Source organism: Pseudomonas sp. IT-347P (assembly GCF_949768005.1).
GTDB lineage: Bacteria > Pseudomonadota > Gammaproteobacteria > Pseudomonadales > Pseudomonadaceae > Aquipseudomonas.
The window spans coordinates 709569-730321 of the sequence record NZ_CATKPQ010000033.1; the positions used below are offsets into that span (position 1 = coordinate 709569).

At 60.7% G+C, this 20753-nt stretch carries 17 protein-coding genes; 12 read left to right on the forward strand and 5 right to left on the reverse strand.

Going from position 1 to position 20753, the window contains the following annotated elements:
• Window positions 1–71: 71 nt before the first annotated feature.
• The 4 genes from rsmA to ACM6IV_RS16035 are packed head-to-tail and all read right to left on the reverse strand — an operon-like array spanning window position 72 to window position 5968.
• Complete coding sequence (gene rsmA / locus ACM6IV_RS16020) at window positions 72–890, reverse strand: 16S rRNA (adenine(1518)-N(6)/adenine(1519)-N(6))-dimethyltransferase RsmA (protein WP_414870724.1); 819 nt, start codon at window positions 888–890, stop codon at window positions 72–74.
• On the reverse strand, window positions 887–1876 hold the full coding sequence (pdxA, locus tag ACM6IV_RS16025; RefSeq protein WP_414870725.1) for a 4-hydroxythreonine-4-phosphate dehydrogenase PdxA: 990 nt from the start codon (window positions 1874–1876) through the stop codon (window positions 887–889). The genes rsmA and pdxA overlap by 4 nt, the downstream gene beginning before the upstream one ends.
• Window positions 1873–3195: a peptidylprolyl isomerase SurA gene (surA, locus tag ACM6IV_RS16030; protein WP_414870726.1), complete on the reverse strand. Its 1323-nt coding sequence runs from the start codon at window positions 3193–3195 to the stop codon at window positions 1873–1875. Before surA ends, pdxA begins: the two co-directional genes overlap by 4 nt.
• Complete coding sequence (locus tag ACM6IV_RS16035) at window positions 3170–5968, reverse strand: LPS-assembly protein LptD (protein WP_414870727.1); 2799 nt, start codon at window positions 5966–5968, stop codon at window positions 3170–3172. Before ACM6IV_RS16035 ends, surA begins: the two co-directional genes overlap by 26 nt.
• Window positions 5969–6098: 130 nt before the next feature.
• On the opposite strand from ACM6IV_RS16035, the gene ACM6IV_RS16040 reads away from it, so the two are divergent.
• The 3 genes from ACM6IV_RS16040 to ACM6IV_RS16050 are packed head-to-tail and all read left to right on the forward strand — an operon-like array spanning window position 6099 to window position 8555.
• Window positions 6099–7118: an aminoglycoside phosphotransferase family protein gene (locus ACM6IV_RS16040; protein ID WP_414870728.1), complete on the forward strand. Its 1020-nt coding sequence runs from the start codon at window positions 6099–6101 to the stop codon at window positions 7116–7118.
• On the forward strand, window positions 7115–7786 hold the full coding sequence (murU, locus tag ACM6IV_RS16045; protein ID WP_414870729.1) for an N-acetylmuramate alpha-1-phosphate uridylyltransferase MurU: 672 nt from the start codon (window positions 7115–7117) through the stop codon (window positions 7784–7786). The genes ACM6IV_RS16040 and murU overlap by 4 nt, the downstream gene beginning before the upstream one ends.
• Window position 7787: 1 nt before the next feature.
• The gene (locus ACM6IV_RS16050; RefSeq protein ID WP_414870730.1) at window positions 7788–8555 is read left to right on the forward strand and encodes a TerB family tellurite resistance protein; all 768 of its coding nucleotides are present in this window, start codon (window positions 7788–7790) and stop codon (window positions 8553–8555) included.
• Between the two features lie 126 nt (window positions 8556–8681).
• On the opposite strand, the gene ACM6IV_RS16055 is transcribed toward ACM6IV_RS16050, so the two are convergent.
• Window positions 8682–9665, reverse strand: a complete 984-nt coding sequence (locus tag ACM6IV_RS16055) for an alpha/beta hydrolase family protein (RefSeq protein WP_414870731.1) — start codon at window positions 9663–9665, stop codon at window positions 8682–8684.
• Window positions 9666–9738: 73 nt separating this feature from the next.
• Here ACM6IV_RS16055 and ACM6IV_RS16060 point away from each other — a divergent pair, with 73 nt between their 5' ends.
• The 9 genes from ACM6IV_RS16060 to ACM6IV_RS16100 all read left to right on the forward strand — a co-directional run bounded on the left by ACM6IV_RS16060 (window position 9739) and on the right by ACM6IV_RS16100 (window position 20714).
• Window positions 9739–12135 carry a PAS domain S-box protein gene (locus ACM6IV_RS16060; protein WP_414870732.1) on the forward strand — a complete coding sequence of 799 codons (2397 nt, stop codon included), beginning with the start codon at window positions 9739–9741 and terminating at the stop codon, window positions 12133–12135.
• Between the two features lie 85 nt (window positions 12136–12220).
• A complete protein-coding gene (locus ACM6IV_RS16065; protein WP_038363404.1) occupies window positions 12221–12850 on the forward strand; it encodes a response regulator transcription factor in 630 nt (209 codons plus the stop codon).
• 352 nt (window positions 12851–13202) lie between these two features.
• The gene (locus tag ACM6IV_RS16070) at window positions 13203–14327 is read left to right on the forward strand and encodes an ABC transporter ATP-binding protein (protein ID WP_414870733.1); all 1125 of its coding nucleotides are present in this window, start codon (window positions 13203–13205) and stop codon (window positions 14325–14327) included.
• Between the two features lie 48 nt (window positions 14328–14375).
• Window positions 14376–15419, forward strand: a complete 1044-nt coding sequence (locus tag ACM6IV_RS16075; protein WP_414870734.1) for an ABC transporter substrate-binding protein — start codon at window positions 14376–14378, stop codon at window positions 15417–15419.
• 181 nt (window positions 15420–15600) lie between these two features.
• The gene (locus ACM6IV_RS16080) at window positions 15601–16848 is read left to right on the forward strand and encodes an ABC transporter permease (protein ID WP_414870735.1); all 1248 of its coding nucleotides are present in this window, start codon (window positions 15601–15603) and stop codon (window positions 16846–16848) included.
• Window positions 16849–16860: 12 nt separating this feature from the next.
• Entirely contained in the window at window positions 16861–17685 is an 825-nt protein-coding gene (locus tag ACM6IV_RS16085) for an ABC transporter permease (protein ID WP_093097808.1), read from the forward strand.
• 277 nt (window positions 17686–17962) lie between these two features.
• Window positions 17963–19111, forward strand: a complete 1149-nt coding sequence (locus ACM6IV_RS16090; RefSeq protein WP_414870736.1) for an iron-containing alcohol dehydrogenase — start codon at window positions 17963–17965, stop codon at window positions 19109–19111.
• Between the two features lie 113 nt (window positions 19112–19224).
• The gene (gene rpe, locus ACM6IV_RS16095; RefSeq protein ID WP_003228808.1) at window positions 19225–19899 is read left to right on the forward strand and encodes a ribulose-phosphate 3-epimerase; all 675 of its coding nucleotides are present in this window, start codon (window positions 19225–19227) and stop codon (window positions 19897–19899) included.
• Window positions 19896–20714: a phosphoglycolate phosphatase gene (locus ACM6IV_RS16100; RefSeq protein ID WP_414870737.1), complete on the forward strand. Its 819-nt coding sequence runs from the start codon at window positions 19896–19898 to the stop codon at window positions 20712–20714. The genes rpe and ACM6IV_RS16100 overlap by 4 nt, the downstream gene beginning before the upstream one ends.
• Window positions 20715–20753 lie beyond the last annotated feature (39 nt).

Here is a 20753-nt window from a genome sequence, read left to right on the forward strand (position 1 = left end):
GGGGAATCAGTCTAGGCAAGTATCGGGCAGTAAACCAGAGTGGCGTCCTGCCCGATAGCGTTCATCGCCGGTCAGTCGGCGGCGGGGGCGGCCGGGACTTGTACGGCGAGCTGGTCGGCCAGGCGTACGAACGCCGCCAGATCCAGTTGCTCCGGGCGCAGGCTGCCATCGACACCGGCGGCTTCAATTTCTGCATTGCTGAGCAATTGCTTGAGGGTGTTGCGCAAGGTTTTGCGGCGCTGGTTGAACGCTTCGCGCACCACGCGCTCCAGCAACTTGTGATCCTTGGCCGGGTGCGGCAGTACGGCGTGCGGTACCAGACGAACGATGGCCGAGTCGACCTTCGGCGGCGGATTGAACGCGCCCGGGCCGACATTGAACAGGTGCTCTACGCGGCAGTGGTACTGAACCATGATCGACAGGCGACCCCAGTCACCGCCCCCCGGCCCCGCCGCCAGACGTTCGACCACTTCTTTCTGCAGCATGAAGTGCATGTCGCGAATAATGCCGGCGTTGTTCAGCAGGTGAAAAATCAGCGGCGTCGAGATGTTGTACGGCAGGTTGCCGACCACACGCAGGCTGTTCGGCGCGGCATTGAGGGTGTTGAAGTCGAACTTCAACGCATCGCCCTGGTGCAGGTTGAAGTTGCTCTTGCCGGCAAACTGCCGATTGAGGATCGGGATCAGGTCCTTGTCGAGCTCTACCACGTCGAGTTGCGCGCCGGAATTGAGCAGGCCGGCGGTCAATGCGCCCTGGCCGGGGCCGATTTCCAGCAGGCGGTCTTCAGACTTGGCGCTGATGGAACGCAGGATGCGATCGATAACGCCGGCATCGTGCAGGAAGTTCTGGCCAAAGCGTTTGCGCGCCTTGTGTTGGTATTGCTCGGTCATAAATGGGTCTCGGCCATCTGGTAGGCGGTTTCCAGTGCGACTTGCAGGCTGCCGGTGTCGATCTTGCCGCTGCCGGCCAGATCCAGGGCCGTGCCGTGGTCAACCGAGGTGCGGATGATCGGCAAACCCAGGGTCACGTTGACGGCAGCGCCGAAGCCTTTGTACTTCAGCACAGGCAGGCCCTGGTCGTGGTACATCGCCAGCACTGCGTCGCAGTGCTCCAGATATTTGGGGGTAAACAGAGTGTCGGCAGGCAGCGGGCCACGAAGGTCCATGCCCTCGCCGCGCAGGCGCTCTAATGTCGGTTCAATGATGTCGATTTCTTCATGGCCCAGATGTCCGCCCTCACCGGCATGCGGGTTAAGCCCGCAGACCAGAATGCGCGGCCGGGCGATGCCGAATTTGTTTTGCAGGTCGCTGTGCAGGATTCGCGTGACCCGCTCCAGCCGTTCCGGAGTGATCGCGTCGGCAATCTCGCGCAGGGGCAGGTGAGTGGTGACCAGTGCCACACGCAGACCGCGGGTGGCGAGCATCATTACCACTTGGGCGGTGTGGGTCAGGTCAGCGAGGAATTCGGTGTGCCCGGAAAAGGCGATGCCGGATTCGTTGATCACGCCTTTGTGCACGGGGGCGGTGATCATTCCGGCAAAGTCGCCATTCAGACAGCCGTTGCCGGCGCGCGTCAGGGTTTCGAGGACGAATGCGGCGTTGGCCTTGTCCAGTTGCCCGGCCTCCACGGGGGCGCTGAGCGGCGTATCCCAGACGTACAGGCTGTTGGCAGGCGCCGGAGCGTCAGGCCAGCAGTCAGGCGTAACTTCCAGCAGATTGACAGCCAGCCCCAGTTGCGCGGCCCGCTCAAGGAGCAGGTCGCGGCTGGTGATGGCAATCAGGGGATGTGGCTGGGCCTGCGAGGCGAGCAGCAGGCACAGGTCGGGACCGATGCCGGCTGGTTCGCCGGGTGTCAGCGCGAAACGCTTGGGTTTCACTGCACTGCCTGGTCTGCGCCAGGAAGTTTGATCTCTACGTACGCTTCGTCACGGATCTGACGCAGCCAGGTTTGCAGCTCTTCGTCGTATTTGCGGTTACGCAGTACGGTCATGGCTTGCTGCTCGCGGGCCTGTTCGGTGCTGTCGGTGGCACGACGGCCAAGGACTTCCAGAACATGCCAGCCGTATTGGGTCTGGAACGGCTTGGACAGCTGACCTTGTGGGGTCTTTGCCATCACTTCGCGGAATTCCGGAACCAGTGCGTTAGGGTCGATCCAGTTCAGGTCGCCGCCGTTGAGGGCAGAACCCGGGTCCTCGGAGTAGTTTTTCGCCAGTTCGGCGAAATCTTCACCGGCGACGATGCGCTCATACAGCGATTGCACCAAAGCTTTGGTCTTGGCTTCGTCGCGAATCGGACTCGGCTTGACCAGAATATGACGTACATGCACTTCGTCACGCATCTGGGCTTCGCCGCCGCGTTTGGCCAGCAGCTTCAGGATGATGAAGCCACCCGGCGTGCGTGCAGGCTGCGTGATGTCGCCGACGGCCATGCTGCTCAACTCGCGGTCGAACGGCGGTGGCAGTTGGGCGGCTTTACGCCAGCCCATGTCCCCGCCTTCCAGTGCGTTGTCGCTACCGGACCTGGCCACGGCCATCTGGCCGAAGTCAGCGCCTTGCTTGAGCTGCTGGTAAACCTCCATGGCCTGACGGGCAGCGCTCTGAATCGCATCAGAGTTAGCGCTTTCCGGCGTCGGGATCAGGATGTTGGCCAGGTGCAGTTCTTCGGACAGTTGCATCTTGCCCAGGTCGGATGCGAGGAAGTTCTTCACTTCCTGCTCGGAGACCTGAATACGTTCTGCCACGCGACGCTGACGCACACGGCTGATGATCATCTCGCGCTTGATCTGGTCACGGGCGTCGTCATAGTTCAGACCATCGTGAGCCAGGGCGGCGCGGAACTGCTCGACCGTCATGTTGTTGCGCTGCGCAATGGTACCGACCGCCTGGTTAAGCTCTTCGTCGGTGATGCGGATGCCAGAGCGTTCGCCGATCTGCAATTGCAGGTTTTCAACGATCAGGCGCTCAAGCACCTGTTGATCCAGAACGCCAGGAGGCGGCAAGCCGCCGCCACGCTTGGCGATGGTCTGCTGCACTTCGTGAACACGCTGGTCCAGTTGGCTCTGCATGACCACGTCGTTGTCGACGATTGCTACGACTTTGTCGATGGACTGTACTGCGGCGTTGGCCGCAGTACCCAGGAACAGCGCGCCCAGCATCAGCGGGCGCAGACAATCAGAAAGCTTGGTCTTCACGTTCACGATAACCTTGAATGCCTTTGTCGAGGAAGCTCTCTACCTTGGCGCCAGTGAGGCCGCCGAGTCCCTTCAGAACAATTTGGAGGAAGACGCCATGGTCGCCTTTTTCGTTTTGCGGAGCTTCCTGGCTGAACTCGTCATAGGAAACCCAGTAACGGTTGATCAGGCGCAGTTTCCAGCAGCAGTTGTCGTACTCGAAACCGCCGAAGGCTTCCAGGGTACGGTTACGGTTGTAGTCGTACTGCCAGCGGCTGATCGCGTTCCACTGCGGAACGATCGGCCAGATGACCGAGAAGTCATGCTGCTGGATCTTGTAGTAGTCCTTCACGTAGCCAGGCTGGCCCGGGGTGCCGTAGTCACCACCGCCCACCGACCATTTACCGGTGTTCTGGTCGTAACGGACCTGGTCATTGCGATAGCGATAACCGGCGTTGATGACCTTGTTCGGGTTGTCTTCAGGCTGGTAGTGGAACATCGCGCTGCCGGAACGCGGGCTGCGGCTGTCCGGGTCCCAGTTGTAGTCGGCCGTGGTGCGCCAATCGCGGTTCCAGCGGTACTCGTATTCCAGAGCGTATGGCGAAACGTCGGACTGGGCATCCTTGCGATCCTTGAACGCGATGCCTGGCAGTTGTACTTCACGATCCTTGAAATAGTAAGCCTGACCGACGCTGATGCGTTGACGTTCGAAACCGTCGTCTTCGATCCAGCGGCTGGTCACGCCCAGCGACAGCTTGTTCTCGTCACCAACACGGTCGGAGCCGGAGAAACGGTTGTCGCGGAACAGCGAGGCGTAGTTGAAGGTGTACTCGCTGGTGTCGAATACCGGAATGTCTTCTTGGTCCACCTCGGGAACATAAAGGTAGAACAGGCGTGGTTCCAGGGTTTGACGATAGTTTTTGCCGAAGAACTGTGTATTGCGGTCGAAGTACAAACCGCTGTCGATGCTGGCAATCGGTACGCCACGGTTCTGGTTGCTGTCGAATTCACCGTTGAGCTTTTTCTGCTCGGCAGTCATCGCATCGATCTGCGATTTGCCGGTGTTGTCCAGATCAAGCTGATATTGGGTGTACTGGTACTTGAGCGACGGCTTCAGGAAACCGTAAGTCCAGTTCATCGGCAGGCTGACACCTGGCTTCAGGTTCAGACGGTCGCCGTTGGCTCGGTCCAGGCCACGAATATTGGTATCGAGGCGCGGAGACGCATTGCCATTTTCATCGATGAAGTTACCGTTTTTCAGGTCGCGATCAAAGCGTACCAGCTCGGTCTCGTAATCGAAGTTCAGGCCTTCCGGGTGGTACGGCAGCTGACCATTGAAGGTGATCTGCGGCAGACGACCATACGGGGTGATGTTCGAAACGGTAGCCAGTTGGTACTGCTGAGCATTCAAGCGGGCGGTGTAACTGTCGCCACGGTAAGTGACCGCGCCCTGCTGATTCACGTAGTCGCTGCTTTTCACACCAATCTGATCGGTCTGCAGATCCTGGAAGTAATACGGATCGCTGATCTTGGTGTAGTCGACTTCAGTGAACACACGGGAGTCGAGACCGCCCTTGTGCTGCCAGTTGTACATGTAGCGGGTTTTTTCGTAGTCGGTCTGCTTGCTGCGCTCGGTATCGTCATCGTTCAGATACGCGGCACCGAACTGACCTTCACTCGACTTGGTCAGGTAACGGAATTCGCCTTCCACCAGCATGCCGCGCTTGCTCATGTAGCGCGGGTACAACGTGGCGTCGTAGTTCGGCGCCAGGTTGAAGTAGTACGGCGTGACCAGCATGAAGCCGGTGTCGCTGCCGCTGCCGATGGTCGGCGGCAGGAAGCCCGACTGACGACGGTCGTCGATCGGGAAATAGATGTACGGCGTGTACAGGATCGGAATGTCTTTGACGCGCAGCGTCACGTTGGTCGCGGTACCGAAACCGGTGGCCGGGTTCAAGGTGATGTTGTTGCCCTTGAGCTGCCAGGCGTTGCTGTTCGGTTCGCACGTGGTGTACGTGCCGTCCTTCAAGCGGATGATCGCGTTCTCGGCACGCTTGGCGTACAGCGCGTTACCGCGGATGCGCGATTTGTGCATCACGTATTCGGCGTTGTCGACCTTGGCTTCACCGGTGTCGAGCTGCACATCGGCGTGGTCGCCGACGATCAGCGCGCCGTTGTCACGGATACGCACATCGCCATTGAGTTCGGCGCGGCTCTCGGCCTGATACAGGCTGGCCTCGTCGGATTCGACCTGCATGCTGCCCTGACGCAGGACAACATCACCGGCCAGCGTACCGACTTGATCATCGGTGTTATAGCGCGAGGCTTTTGCGCCGATAAAGGTCGGAGCATCGCTTTTGTTCGTCTTGTCATTCATGCCAGGACGAGTCGGCTCGATGTAGGCACCCGAGCAGTAAGGCCCGGTCTCGGCCAGTTGGGCAGCGGTGAGCTTCTCGCGCGGAACCCAGTCGAGGTGACTGAAGTCTTCGCTACGGGATTTCAGACCGCGGCCCTTGGCTTCGGTCACCAGCACCGGTTTGGCGCCAGTGTCGCTCGTCGAGCCGTTCTCTGCTGCAGCTTCACCCGTGGCGCTGACGGCACTGCCGTCATGCACCGGACGCGGCGGCAACGCAGCAGCCGGTGATTTGGGCGCACAGGCCCAACCACCCGTAGCCGAGACGGAGCAGTCATACTGCTCGGCGGCAACAACGAATTGACTGGCCAGAGGTTGCATAGCCAGCAGACTGCCGGTTACCAACAACGGAAATTTTTTACGAAACGCGGGGGATTTCAATGCCATCTTATTAGTCCGGGCTTCCTGCGTGCCATCTGCCCGCGGTGTGGGCCGCACGCCTCTCGATGGTCTGAAAAAGATGCTGGATAATAAAGCATGACCCGCTTGACGGCTAGCGCCGTCGGAGACCCTTGCAATGCCTGACCAAGATGTACGCTTGCAACACCTGAAAGTTTGGCTCGATGAGCAGTTGGCAACGTTGTTTGCCGAGCAGGGCTGGGGCACCGTGCCCCCGGCCACGTTGACTGCGGCCAGCAGCGACGCGAGTTTCCGCCGTTACTTCCGCTGGGAAGGCGAGGGGCGCAGCTTCGTCGTGATGGACGCTCCGCCACCCCAGGAAAACTGCAAACCGTTCGTGGATATCGCTTTTTTGCTGGCGAAATCCGGAATTAACGTGCCGAAAATTTATGCAGAAGACCTCGATCGCGGATTTCTTTTGCTCAATGACCTGGGCAACAAGACCTATCTCGACGTGATCAATGGCGAAAATGCCGACGCGTTGTTCGGCGATGCCCTGCAAGCGCTGCTGGCTTTTCAGCAGTTGCCGATGGTCGCGCCGTTGCCGAGCTACGACGTTGCCTTGCTGCGCCGCGAGCTGGAACTGTTCCCCGAGTGGTATGTGAAGCGTGAACTGGGTGTCGAATTCGACGCGACCCAGCAACAGCAGTGGCAGCAGGTCAGCGATCTGCTGATCGACAGCGCACTGGCCCAGCCCAAAGTGCTGGTGCACCGCGACTATATGCCGCGCAACCTGATGCTCAGCGAACCGAACCCCGGCGTGCTGGATTTCCAGGATGCGGTCTACGGCCCGGTAACCTACGACGTGACCTGCCTGTTCAAGGACGCTTTCCTCAGTTGGCCCGAAGAGCGCGTGCGCGCTTGGCTGGAAAGTTACTGGCAACAAGCCTCGGCATTGAACATTCCAGTGCAGCCGGACTTCGAAGACTTCCTGCGTGCCAGTGACCTGATGGGCGTGCAGCGCCACCTGAAAGTCATCGGCATCTTCGCGCGCATCTGCCATCGCGACGGCAAACCGCGCTACCTCGCCGACGTGCCGCGCTTCTTCTCTTATATAGACGCGGTGATTGCGCGTCGTCCTGAATTGGCGGAGCTGCAGGCACTGTTCACCTGCTTGCGGGGTGGAGCAACAGCATGAAGGCAATGATTCTGGCGGCAGGCAAAGGCGAGCGCATGCGCCCGCTGACCCTGACCACGCCGAAACCACTGGTACGCGCCGGCGGTGTTCCGCTGATCGAATATCACCTGCGCGCCCTCGCGGCTGCAGGATTCACCGAAATCGTGATCAACCACGCCTGGCTCGGTCAGCAGATCGAAGATCACCTGGGCGACGGTTCGCAGTTTGGCGTGAGCATTCAGTACTCGCCGGAAGGTGAACCGCTGGAAACCGGCGGCGGGATTTTCCGTGCGCTGCCGCTGCTGGGCGACGATGCGTTTCTGGTGGTCAACGGGGATATCTGGACCGATTACGATTTCAGCGTCCTGCACCAGCCGATCAACGGGCTGGCACATCTGGTGCTGGCGGACAACCCGGCGCATCACCCGAACGGCGATTTCACGTTGGCCGACGGTCAGGTGATCGATGGCCAGCCTGACGCGGCCACGCTCACCTACAGCGGTATCGCCGTGCTGCATCCGCAGTTGTTCGACGGGTGTTCCGACGGCGCATTCAAACTGGCACCGCTGCTGCGCAATGCCATGGCGGCCGGCGAGGTGAGTGGCGAACTTCTGAAAGGTCACTGGGTCGATGTCGGCACGCATGAGCGTCTGGCTGAAGCTGAAGCATTGATAGAAGCGAGTCGCTGATATGTTGTGGCCAGGGACTCTGATTGGAGCCGGAGCGGGTTTTGCGATCGCCAGCATTCCGGGGGCCATGCTTGGGGCATTGTTGGGGCAGGCGCTGGATCGGCGTCTGAACCTGCAAAGCTTTGGACATCTGCGGGAAAAGCTCGGCGGTCGGCCGATGCTGCGCAACGACGAACTCTTGTTTGTGTTGCTCGGGCGTCTGGCCAAAAGTGATGGTCGGGTCGCCGACGGGCATATCCAGCAAGCGCGGAACGAGATGCGTGCGCTGGAGATGAGTGAGCCGGCCACGCGCCGTGCCATCGCGGCATTCAACCGTGGCAAGTCGGGTAATGACAATCTGCGTGGCTACCTGCGACGTCTCAGCGCGCAACCCCACGCGGCGGAAGGTGTGCTGCGGGCGTGTTGGCGGATGGTCTGGGCCGATGGTCGCGCGGGCGTCAGCGAGCGTGAATTGTTGGCGCAGTGGGGCAAATGGCTGGGCTGGACGCCGCATCAGGTGCAGGCGCTGGCCAGTGATTACGAGCCGGGTAAACGGCCTATCGTCAGTGCTGCGGTGAGCTATCAGGAGGCGATGCGTCTATTGGGCGTGTCGGCTTCCAGTGAACCGGCGCAGATCAAACGGGCCTATCGGCGCCTGCTCAGTCGTCATCATCCGGACAAGATTGCCGGAACGGGGGCGACGCCAGCACAGGTGCGTGAAGCAACCGAGCGCACTCGCGAGTTGCACAATGCCTATACATTGATTCGCGAGCGGCGGAATTTTCGTTAGCCGTTAGAGGTGTAGCGTCTGCGCTGGCCTCTTCGCGAGCAAGCTCGCTCCCACATTGGATCTGCGTACACAATCCATTGTGGGAGCGAGCTTGCTCGCGAATGAAGGCGCCTCGGTCTTATTCGGTCAGTCCGTGTTCTGCGGATTCAACCAGCCCCGCACCCGGCGGAACAACTGTTCCTGCTCAGCCTTGTTATCCGGCAGCGCCTTGAGCGCGACCTGGCTGAACGCCGAGGTCTTCAAACGCTTGCTCGCCTGCATGCGCTCCAGCGCGGCGTTGCGATCCAGCGGCTTGTCCATGTAGAAAATATCGGCGGTCGGCAGCTTCAGGGTTGGCGTCAGTTCGGCCAGTGGCGGCTGGGCCTTGGCCGGCATCTGCGCATCGACCATGACGAATTTCTCTACCTGCGCCGTTTGTTTTTCGCTCAGGTATCGTGCGGCCCAATAGGCGCCAGTGCCGTGTCCGAGCACGACGATGCTGCGTGCGCTCTGCTGCTCCGCGTAGGCAATCGCGGCGTCGATGCGGGCGAAGATGCGTTCGGCGTCAGCCTTGGATTGTTCTTCGGTGGTTTCGGCGACCACTTGATCCGCCACTTCGGCTTCACCGCCGGCGGCCTGCTCGATCGGCTGCGCGGTGGTGGCGTCCTTGCTCCCGCTTTCCGGTGCTTTCGGCGCGGCGACGGGCTCGATCACACGCGGTGCGATGGCATCGCTTTGCAGGTCGGGCAGGGTGATACTCAGGCTGCTCCATTGCGCATCCGGCAGTTTGCGCCGCAACGGGCCGATCACTTGCGGCCAGTCAGCGGTTTCGCCGGCGCCGGGGATGATGATCACTGCGCCTTTGGGTTCGGCGGTGTTGGCCGGTTTCCACAGGGCGAGGAAGGTGTCGCTGCCGGCCTGCAACTGTTGCTGTTGTTGCACCGGGACTTTGCGTTCCAGTGCGGCGGCCTCTTCCTGACTACGCTCAAGCAGTGGCTGGCGTTCGGCCGGTTTTTCTTCTGCCGGTTTTTCTGCTGCAGGGGCGGGATCGGCGGCGTTGACGGAAAACGCACAAGGCAGGAGCAGCGACAGGCACAATGCTGGCATTGCCAGGCGGTAAACAGAGGGCATCGGTTATTCCAGGCCAGAAAGTATCCCGGCAGCCTAATGGGTTGGTCAGAATTTGTCAGTGTATGAGACTTCAATGAAGCGATTTTGCTACCTGTGGGTTATCGGCTGTTTGTGGTTTCCCTTGATGGGCTGGGCGGCGCCTGCGCCCCCGGCACACGTTGCACAATTATCGGCGAGCGAGCAGCAGTGGCTGGCGCAGCACACTGAATTGCGCGTCGGTGTTGTGCTGCAAGCGCCGTATGCGCAATACGACCGGCGTCTGCAGCGGCTGTCCGGGGCCAACGTCGAACTGATGAAGTTGCTGGCCAAGGCACTCAATGTCGAGCTGAGCTGGCGCAACTTTATAGATCTTGCACAACTGGAAACCGCCGTGCGCGAGGGTGAGATCGATATCGCTCCGGGCCTGAGTCAAACCCCGAGTGCGTTGCGTTTGTGGCAGTTTTCCGATCCGTACATGCGCGTGCCGCAACTGGTGGTCAGTGATCAGAAGTCCAGTGGCGTGGTCGATCTGGAGAAACTCGACAGCCAGGTCCGCGTCGCCGTGCGCATGCCCAGCAGCACCGCCGATTATCTGCGTGGCAACTATCCGCATCTGAACCTGCAAGGCGTGCCGCTCGAGCGTCAGGCCTTGCAGTTGCTGTTGAGTCAGCAGGCCGCTTACGCCGTGATCGATGAGGCGCAACTCGGTCGGTTGTCGGTAGAGCCGGAGTTCGCCGAGCTGGTGGTGGTCGGCGATATCGGCCTGCCGCAACTGTTGCGAATCGGCTCGCGCCGCGATTGGCCGGAGCTGGCCGGCATCGTGCAAAGTGCCTTGCGTGCGATTCCGGCCAAGGATCTGGAACAACTGCACAACCAATGGCTGCAACCGAAATACCCGCGCCTGTCGGAGTCGCCCGGCTTCTGGCAGAACCTCAGTCTGTTGTTTGCAGTGATGCTGCTCAGTTGTGTGGCGATTGTGTTCTGGCAGCGCCGTCAACAGCACAGTCTGGAACAGCGATTGCTGGCCGCCCGGGAAGACATCGCCTTGCGCGCGGCCAGTGAAGAAGCGCTACGACTGACGCAGTTCTCCATCGATCAAAGCACCGTCGGCATCCTCTGGGTCAACTGGGACAGCCATGTGCGCTACGCCAATCGCGCGGCGGAAAACATGCTCGGTTATCCCTCGGGCGGACTGATCGAGCGACCCTTGATCGACTTCGAACCGGGGCTGCACATGGATCGCTGGCTCAATCTGTGGAAGCGTGCGCGGGCCAGTGAAGAAGGGCCGCTGAGTTTTGAAACCAGTTGCGTGCGCGCCGACGGCAGTGTTTTACCCGCGGACGTGTCGCTGAGTTTTCTGCGTTTTCGCGACAGCGAATACCTGGTGGTTTACCTCACCGACGTCACCGAGCGCCGCCGCGCACTGGCGGCGTTGCAGGAAAGCGAGGCGCGGTTGCAAGGCATCGCCGCCAACGTACCGGGGCTGGTGTTCCGTCTGGAGCGGGCGCCGGTGACCGGGCAGATCGACTTTGCCTACATCAGCGAAGGCAGCGAAAGTCTGGTCGGTTACGCCCCGGCCACGCTCGCGCATCGCGACATGGGCCTGCGCAGCCTGGTGCATCCCGACGACAAGGCCAGCTATCACCGCACCCAGGATCAGGCGCTGGACACCGACAGTGACTGGTCATGGCAGGGTCGAATCGTCACGCGTCAGGGCGAGCAGCGCTGGGCCGAGATCAAGGCAATCACCCGGCAACTGGAGGATGGCGCTTACGTCTGGGACGGCATCGTCTGGGACATCACCGAGAGCAAGCGTATCGAGCTGGAGCTGGCGGCCTCCCGCGAGCAACTGCGCGAACTGTCGGCGCACCTCGAAAGCGTGCGTGAAGAAGAGAAGGCGCGTATCGCCCGTGAGGTTCACGATGAGCTGGGGCAGATGCTCACGGTGCTGAAGCTGGAAACATCGATGTGCGAACTGGCTTACGCGCAACTCGATCCGGGTCTGAACGAGCGGCTGAACAGCATGAAGCGTCTGATCGCCCAGTTGTTTCAATTGGTGCGCGATGTGGCAACGGCGCTGCGCCCACCGATTCTCGACGCCGGGATTGCCTCGGCAATCGAGTGGCAGGCGCGGCGTTTCGAGGCGCGTACGCAGATTCCGTGTCTGGTGCAGGTGCCGGACAATCTGCCGGCGCTCAGTGATGCCAAGGCAATTGGTCTGTTCCGGATTCTGCAGGAAGCGCTGACCAATGTGATGCGCCATGCCCAGGCGCATACTGTGGAACTGACGCTGGCGCTTGCGGGCGACGAATTGTGTCTGACGGTCAGTGACGATGGCGTAGGATTTGTCCCCGCTGCCGGTCGGCCGACGTCGTTTGGTCTGGTGGGCATGCGTGAACGGGTGCTGATCATGGGCGGGCGGTTGACGCTGGAGAGTGAGCCGGGGGAGGGCACCAGTCTGGTGGTGTGGGTGCCGGTGAGTGAGGTCTGAAAGTCTGTAGTGTTTGGGCTGGCGCTATCGCGAGCAGGCTCACTCCTACAGGGAATGGTGTGCACCTGAAATCTGGAGAAAAGAATTGATCCGTGTACTGGTAGCCGAAGACCACACCATCGTCCGCGAAGGCATCAAGCAATTGATCGGCCTGGCCAAGGATCTGCAAGTGGTGGGCGAGGCGAGCAACGGTGAACAACTGCTCGAAACCCTGCGCCATATTCCGTGCGAAGTGGTGCTGCTCGATATTTCCATGCCAGGGGTCAACGGCCTCGAAGCAATCCCGCGAATCCGTGCGCTGAACAATCCGCCGGCGATTCTGGTGCTGTCGATGCACGACGAAGCGCAGATGGCCGCGCGGGCGCTGAAGGTCGGCGCAGCGGGGTATGCAACCAAGGACAGCGATCCGGCGCTGTTGCTCACTGCCATTCGCAAAGTCGCGGCGGGTGGGCGATACATCGATCCGGATCTGGCGGACCGCATGGTTTTCGAAGTCGGCCTGACCGATGCGCGGCCGCTGCACTCGTTGCTGTCCGAACGCGAGTTCTCGGTGTTCGAGCGCCTGGCCCAGGGCGCCAACGTCAACGACATCGCCCAGCAACTGGCCCTGAGCAGCAAAACCATCAGCACTCACAAGGCGCGGCTGATGCAAAAGCTCAACATCACCTCGCTGGCCGAACTGGTCAAATACGCGATGGAACACAAACTCCTTTAAAGATCACCGCAATCAAACCTGTGGGAGCGGGCTTGCTCGCGAATGCGGTGTAGCAGCCACAGAGTGAGTTGAATTAGCCACCGCGTTCGCGAGCAAGCCCGCTCCCACAAGGGATCTGTTTGTGGCTGGTATCGGGGGCATATCTGTCAGCGACAGGCGCTTGTGCTTGTTCTCGCGGCTTGCAGCCTGGCACTCGTAGCTCGCTTGCCAATGCGCGCCATCCCTGTAGGGCAATCCCTACCCCCAATCTTCCATCCGGCTGAGGCGATTCTCTCCTGCGCCCCGATTTGCGCGCCTGTCAGCAACCACTAGGCTTAATCCACAAGCAGTTATCAACAACAAAGGTGTGGGTATGAGCCAGGTCGAAACAAACGCAGGAGCCAGCGATGTGCTGGTCAGCTTTCGTGGAGTGCAGAAGAGCTACGACGGCGAGAACCTGATCGTCAAAGACCTCAACCTGGACATTCGCAAAGGCGAATTCCTCACCTTGCTCGGGCCGTCCGGTTCGGGCAAGACCACCAGCCTGATGATGCTCGCCGGTTTCGAAACGCCGACCGCTGGCGAGATTCTGCTGGCCGGGCGCTCGATCAACAACGTGCCGCCGCACAAGCGCGACATCGGCATGGTGTTCCAGAACTACGCACTGTTCCCGCACATGACCGTGGCGGAAAACCTCGCGTTTCCACTGACCGTCCGAGGGCTGAACAAAAGCGACGTCAACGACAAGGTCAAGAAAGTCCTGAGCATGGTTCAACTCGACGCGTTCGCTTCACGCTACCCGGCGCAGTTGTCCGGCGGTCAGCAGCAACGTGTGGCGTTGGCCCGCGCCTTGGTGTTCGAGCCGCAACTGGTGCTGATGGACGAACCCCTTGGCGCTCTCGACAAACAACTGCGCGAACACATGCAGATGGAAATCAAACACCTGCACCAGCGCCTCGGTGTGACCGTGGTCTACGTGACCCACGATCAGGGGGAAGCGCTGACCATGTCCGACCGAGTGGCGGTGTTCCATCAAGGCGAAATCCAGCAGATCGCCCCACCGCGCACGCTCTACGAAGAGCCGAAAAATACCTTTGTCGCCAACTTCATTGGTGAGAACAACCGCCTCAACGGCCGCCTGCTCAGCCAGAGCGGCGAGCGCTGCGTGGTCGAGTTGGGCCGTGGAGAAAAGGTCGAGGCGCTGGCGGTCAACGTTGGCCAGACCGGCGAACCGGTAACCCTGTCGATCCGTCCGGAGCGCGTCAGCCTCAACGGTTCCAGTGATCAATGCGTTAACCGCTTCTCAGGGAGGGTGGCGGAATTCATCTACCTGGGCGACCACGTCCGGGTGCGCCTGGAAGTCTGCGGCAAGACCGACTTCTTCGTGAAACAACCGATTGCCGAGCTCGATCCTGCGCTCGCTGTCGGTGACGTGGTACCGCTTGGCTGGCAGGTCGAGCACGTTCGCGCGCTTGACCCACTTTTAGAGGCGCATTAATCGCCCCGGCAATACCAACACCAACCCTGCACGTGGAGAGAACAATAAATGTTGAGATCCCTGAAGTTCACCGCCCTGACCCTGGGCCTGATGGGTGCGACCGGCGCGATGGCCGCCGGCCCGGACTTGACCGTGGTGTCGTTTGGCGGGGCGAACAAGGCGGCGCAAGTCAAAGCCTTCTATGCACCATGGGAAGCGGCGGGCAACGGCAAGATCGTCGCCGGCGAATACAACGGCGAAATGGCCAAGGTCAAAGCCATGGTCGACACCAAGAGCGTGTCGTGGGACCTGGTCGAAGTTGAATCGCCAGAGCTGTCCCGTGGTTGCGACGAAGACATGTTCGAACAACTCGACCCGGCACTGTTCGGCAAGAGCGAAGATTACGTCAAAGGCGCGATTCAGCCTTGCGGCGTAGGCTTCTTCGTTTGGTCGACCGTACTGGCTTACAACGCCGACAAGCTGAAAACCGCGCCGACCAGTTGGGCGGATTTCTGGGACACGAAAAAATTCCCGGGCAAGCGTGGCCTGCGCAAAGGCGCCAAATACACCCTCGAATTCGCGCTGATGGCCGACGGCGTTGCGCCGAAAGACGTCTACAAGGAACTGGCGAGCAAGGGGGGTCAGGATCGCGCGTTCAAAAAGCTTGATGAGTTGAAGCCGAACATCCAGTGGTGGGAAGCCGGCGCACAACCGCCGCAGTACCTCGCTTCCGGTGACGTAGTGATGAGTTCGGCCTACAACGGTCGCATCGCGGCGGTGCAGAAAGAATCCAACCTGAAAGTGGTGTGGAACGGCGGCATCTACGACTTCGACGCCTGGGCCATACCGAAAGGTCTGGACGCCAAGCGTGCGGAAGCGGCGAAGAAGTTCATCGCCTTCTCGGTACAACCGCAGCAGCAGAAGACCTACTCGGAAAACATCGCTTACGGCCCGGCCAATACCCAGGCTGTGCCGCTGCTGGCCAAGGATGTTCTGAAAGACATGCCGACCACCCCGGAAAACATTGCCAACCAGGTGCAGATCGACGTCAGTTTCTGGGCTGACAACGGCGAGCAACTGGAACAGCGCTTCAATTCCTGGGCTGCGAAATAACCGAGGGCTCGCTCTCCTGTGGGAGCGAGCTTGCTCGCGAAGGCGCCAGTACATTCAACGTTGATGTCGACTGATGCGCCGCCTTCGCGAGCAAGCCCGCTCCCACATTTGGATCTGTGTGCATCAATCGATCGAGGTGGCTCGCCACCTCTGTAACGATCAAAGATTTGCGGAGTACGTCATGGCCATCGCCGTTCCCCTGAACGAGGGCACCAGCCCCACCTTGAAGCAGAAGCTCAAGCATGCCGAGCGGGTCAACCGCTGGAAGGCTCAAGCGCTGATTGCGCCGCTGGTGCTGTTTCTGTTGCTGGTGTTTCTGGTGCCGATCGTGGCGCTGCTCTACAAAAGCGTCGGCAACCCCGAAGTGGTCGGCGGCATGCCGCGCACCGTGGCGGCCATCGCCAGTTGGGACGGCCGTGGCCTGCCCGCTGAACCAGTCTACAAAGCTGCCGGCGAAGACCTCGCCGAAGCGCGCAAAAACCAGACGCTGGGCGATCTGTCCAAGCGCTTGAACATGGAGTTGGCCGGTTATCGCAGCCTGCTGACCAAAACCGCCCGGGCGCTGCCATTCGCCAGCGAACCGGCCTCTTATAAAGAAGCACTCGAAGGTCTGGACGAGCGTTGGGGCGACCCGGCCTACTGGCAAGCGGTCAAACGCAACACCAGCAGCATCACGCCTTACTATCTGTTGGCGGCGGTCGATCACCGTATCGACGACCTCGGCGAAATCGCCCCGGCCACCCCGGATCAGGCTATCTACCTCGACATCTTTGCCCGCACCTTCTGGATGGGGCTGATCATCACCGTGATCTGCCTGCTGCTCGCCTATCCACTGGCTTACCTGCTGGCGAACCTGCCATCGCGGCAAAGCAACCTGCTGATGATTCTGGTGCTGCTGCCGTTCTGGACCTCGATTCTGGTGCGTGTAGCCGCCTGGATCGTGTTGTTGCAATCGGGCGGGTTGATCAACAGCGCGCTGATGGCGATGGGCATCATCGATAAACCGCTGGAACTGGTGTTCAACCGCACCGGTGTGTACATCTCGATGGTGCACATCCTGCTGCCGTTCATGATCCTGCCGATCTACAGCGTGATGAAAGGCATCTCGCCGACCTACATGCGCGCGGCGATTTCCCTCGGCTGCCACCCGTTCGCCAGTTTCTGGCGGGTGTACTTCCCGCAGACCTACGCCGGTGTCGGCGCCGGTTGCCTGTTGGTGTTCATCCTCGCCATCGGCTACTACATCACCCCGGCGCTGCTCGGCAGCCCGAACGATCAAATGGTCAGCTACTTCGTCGCGTTCTACACCAACACCAGCATCAACTGGGGCATGGCCACCGCGCTGGGCGGGCTGTTGCTGCTCGCGACCGTGGTGCTTTATCTGATTTACAGCTGGCTGGTGGGCGCCAGTCGCCTGCGCCTGAGCTAAGGGGAATTGGAAATGCTGAGTCCTTACATGTCGCCCATCGAACGGGTGTGGTTCTACAGCCTGCGGATACTCTGCGGCCTGATCCTGTTGTTCCTGATTCTGCCGGTGCTGGTGATCGTGCCGTTGTCGTTCAACTCGGGCAGTTTTCTGGTTTATCCGCTGCAGGGCTTTTCGCTGCAGTGGTACCACGACTTCTTTGCTTCGGCGGAATGGATGCGTGCGTTGAAGAACAGCATCATCGTCGCTCCGGCGGCAACGGTGCTGGCGATGATCTTCGGCACGCTGGCGGCGATTGGCCTGACCCGTGGTGACTTTCCGGGCAAGTCGCTGGTGATGGCGCTGGTGATTTCGCCGATGGTGGTGCCTGTGGTGATCATCGGTGTGGCGAGTTATCTGTTTTTTGCGCCGCTGGGTTTGGGTAACAGCTTCTTCTCGCTGATTGTGGTGCACGCGGTGTTGGGTGTGCCGTTTGTGATTATCACGGTGTCGGCGACGTTGCAGGGGTTTAATCATAATCTGGTGCGTGCTGCTGCGAGTCTCGGCGCATCGCCACTCACCGCGTTCCGTCGGGTGACCTTGCCGCTGATTGCGCCGGGTGTGATTTCCGGGGCGCTGTTTGCGTTTGCGACTTCGTTTGATGAGGTGGTGGTGACGCTGTTTCTGGCCGGGCCTGAGCAGGCGACGTTGCCTCGGCAAATGTTTAGCGGGATTCGCGAGAACCTTAGCCCGACGATTGCGGCGGCGGCTACTTTGCTGATTGCCTTCTCCGTCATCCTGCTGCTGACTCTGGAATGGCTGCGCGGTCGTAGCGAGAAACTGCGCACTGCTCAGGTTTAAGGGCCAGATCAAAAGCTTACCCCCTCACCCCAGCCCTCTCCCCCAAGGGGTAGAGGGGAAAGGGAGCAGATATTCGTGCTTTTCAAGGCCGGAGTTCGACGCGGTATCGCACGTCGGTGTATCTCTTCCATTCACCTCGGTCGGTCCCCTCTCCCTTTGGGAGAGGGCTAGGGTGAGGGGCTTTTGCTTTTGATCATTCATGACCTGAATAGCAGACAACCCCAAATCCCCAGCTAATCTTGTGCCCAGCTCCCACATCTATAAGAGGCTGCGCACGATGAGTCTGTCCCAGTTCAAAATCGCTCACAAACTGATCACCGGCGCCGCAGCCATCGAGCAACTGGCCGCCGAACTCACCCGCCTGGACATCGACAATCCGCTGATCGTCACCGACGCCGCCCTGGTCAAGTCCGGTACCGTCGAGCTGGCACTGGTGCAACTCGGCGGGCGCGACTACGAGATCTTCGACCGTGTACTGCCAGACCCGGAAATCGCCATCGTCGAAGACTGCATGCGTGCTTACCGCGAAGGCGGACATGACGGCTTGATCGGCCTCGGTGGTGGCAGTGCCATCGACATCGCCAAAAGTGTTGCCGCGTACGCCGGTTACCACGGTGCTCTGGAAGACCTGTTCGGCGTCGATCAGGTGCCGCGCAAAGGCCCGCCGCTGATCGCTATCCCGACCACCGCCGGCACCGGTTCCGAAGTGACCAACGTGGCGATCCTTTCGGACAAAGTCGCGCAGTTGAAGAAAGGCATCGTCAGCGACTATTTATTACCGGACGTGGCGCTGGTCAGCCCGCAGATGACTCTGACCTGCCCGCGCAGCGTCACCGCCGCCAGTGGTGTAGATGCGCTGGTGCACGCCATCGAATCCTATCTGTCGGTAAATGCCTCGCCGATCACCGATTCGCTGGCCATCGGCGCCATCAAGCTGATCGCCAAGGCTTTGCCCAAGGCCTACGCCAACGGCGCCAACCTGCAGGCCCGCGAAGACATGGCCACCGCCAGCCTGATGGCCGGTATGGCGTTCGGCAATGCCGGGGTTGGCGCGGTGCATGCGCTGGCGTATCCGCTGGGTGGGCGTTTCAACATTGCCCATGGCGTGAGTAACGCCTTGCTGCTGCCGTATGTCATGACCTGGAACAAGATGGCCTGCGTCGAGCGCATGCAGGATATTGCCGAAGCCATGGGCGTGAAGACCGCTCATCTGAGTGCCAGCGAAGCAGCGGACAAAGCGGTGCAAGCGATGACCGATCTGTGCGCGGCGGTGGAAATCCCCGCCGGGCTGCGCAGCTTTGGCGTGCCCGAAGACGCGATCCCGGCGATGGCCGTGGAAGCGGCGGGAATCGAGCGTTTGATGCGCAACAACCCGCGCAAGCTCAGCGCCGTCGACATCGAGAAGATCTACCGCGCCGCCTACTGAGGCTCGGTCACATCGGACTCATGGCACAACCCAATCATCGCGGTCACGGTGCGCGCGCCCAAGCATGAGGCTACAATGCGCGCCATCGTGATTTAGCTCAGAAAAGGTGCGTCATGCAGCCCTTCGTAATTGCTCCGTCGATTCTCTCCGCCGACTTCGCCCGCCTCGGCGAGGAAGTGGACAACGTTCTCGCCGCTGGCGCCGACTTCGTCCACTTCGACGTCATGGACAACCACTACGTGCCGAACCTGACCATCGGTCCGATGGTTTGCGCGGCATTGCGCAAATACGGCATCACCGCGCCGATCGACGCGCATCTGATGGTCAGCCCGGTGGATCGCATCGTTGGCGATTTCATCGAAGCCGGCGCGACCTACATCACCTTTCACCCGGAAGCCACACTGCACGTTGATCGCTCGCTGCAACTGATCCGTGAAGGCGGCTGCAAATCCGGCCTGGTGTTCAACCCCGCGACCCCGCTGGATGTGCTCAAGTACGTGATCGACAAGGTCGACATGGTCTTGCTGATGAGCGTCAACCCGGGCTTCGGCGGTCAGAAGTTCATTCCCGGCACCCTCGATAAACTGCGCGAAGCGCGGGCGATCATTGACGCTTCGGGCCGTGATATTCGTCTGGAAATCGATGGCGGCGTCAACGTCAACAACATCCGCGAAATCGCCGCGGCTGGCGCTGACACCTTTGTCGCCGGCTCGGCGATCTTCAATGCGCCGAACTATCAGGAAGTCATCGACAAGATGCGCTCCGAACTGGCGCTGGCCCGCCCATGAGCGGATTTGAGCAGCTGTTCCCGGGAAAACTGCCACGGCTGGTGATGTTCGATCTGGATGGCACACTGATCGACTCGGTTCCGGACCTGGCAGCCGCGGTGGACACCATGCTGCTCTCCCTCGGCCGTCAAGCGGCGGGCATTGACTCGGTGCGTGAATGGGTCGGCAACGGCGCGCCGGTTCTGGTGCGCCGTGCGTTGGCCGGTGGCATTGATCATTCGGCAGTGGATGACGTCGAGGCCGAGCACGCGCTGGAAGTCTTCATGCAAGCCTACGGCGCCAGCCATGAGCTGACCGTGGTCTATCCCGGCGTGCGTGAAACCCTCAAGTGGCTGCACAAGCAAGGCGTGGCCATGGCGCTGATCACCAACAAGCCGGAGCGTTTCGTCGCGCCGCTGCTGGATCAGATGAAGATCGGCCGTTACTTCAAATGGATCATCGGCGGCGATACCTTGCCGCAGAAGAAGCCTGACCCGGCGGCGCTGTTCTTCGTGATGAAAATGGCCAACATCCCGGCCTCGCAATCGTTGTTCGTCGGCGACTCGCGCAGCGACGTGCTGGCGGCGAAGGCGGCGGGGGTCAAGTGCGTGGCGCTGAGTTATGGCTATAACCACGGCCGACCGATTGCCGAGGAATCGCCGGCGCTGGTGATCGACGATCTGCGCAAGCTAATTCCCGGTTGCCTCGGTACGGCCGCTGAGATAACGTTGCCCGACGCTGCTCACTCCCGTTCTGGAAACGCCATCGTGGTGGTCACTCGCAAACTCTGGATGAAAGTCATCAAGGCCCTGGCCCGCTGGCGTTGGCGCGCCTGACTTGTTCCTGGCCGGCCTGCCGGCGCGTTTGCATACCTG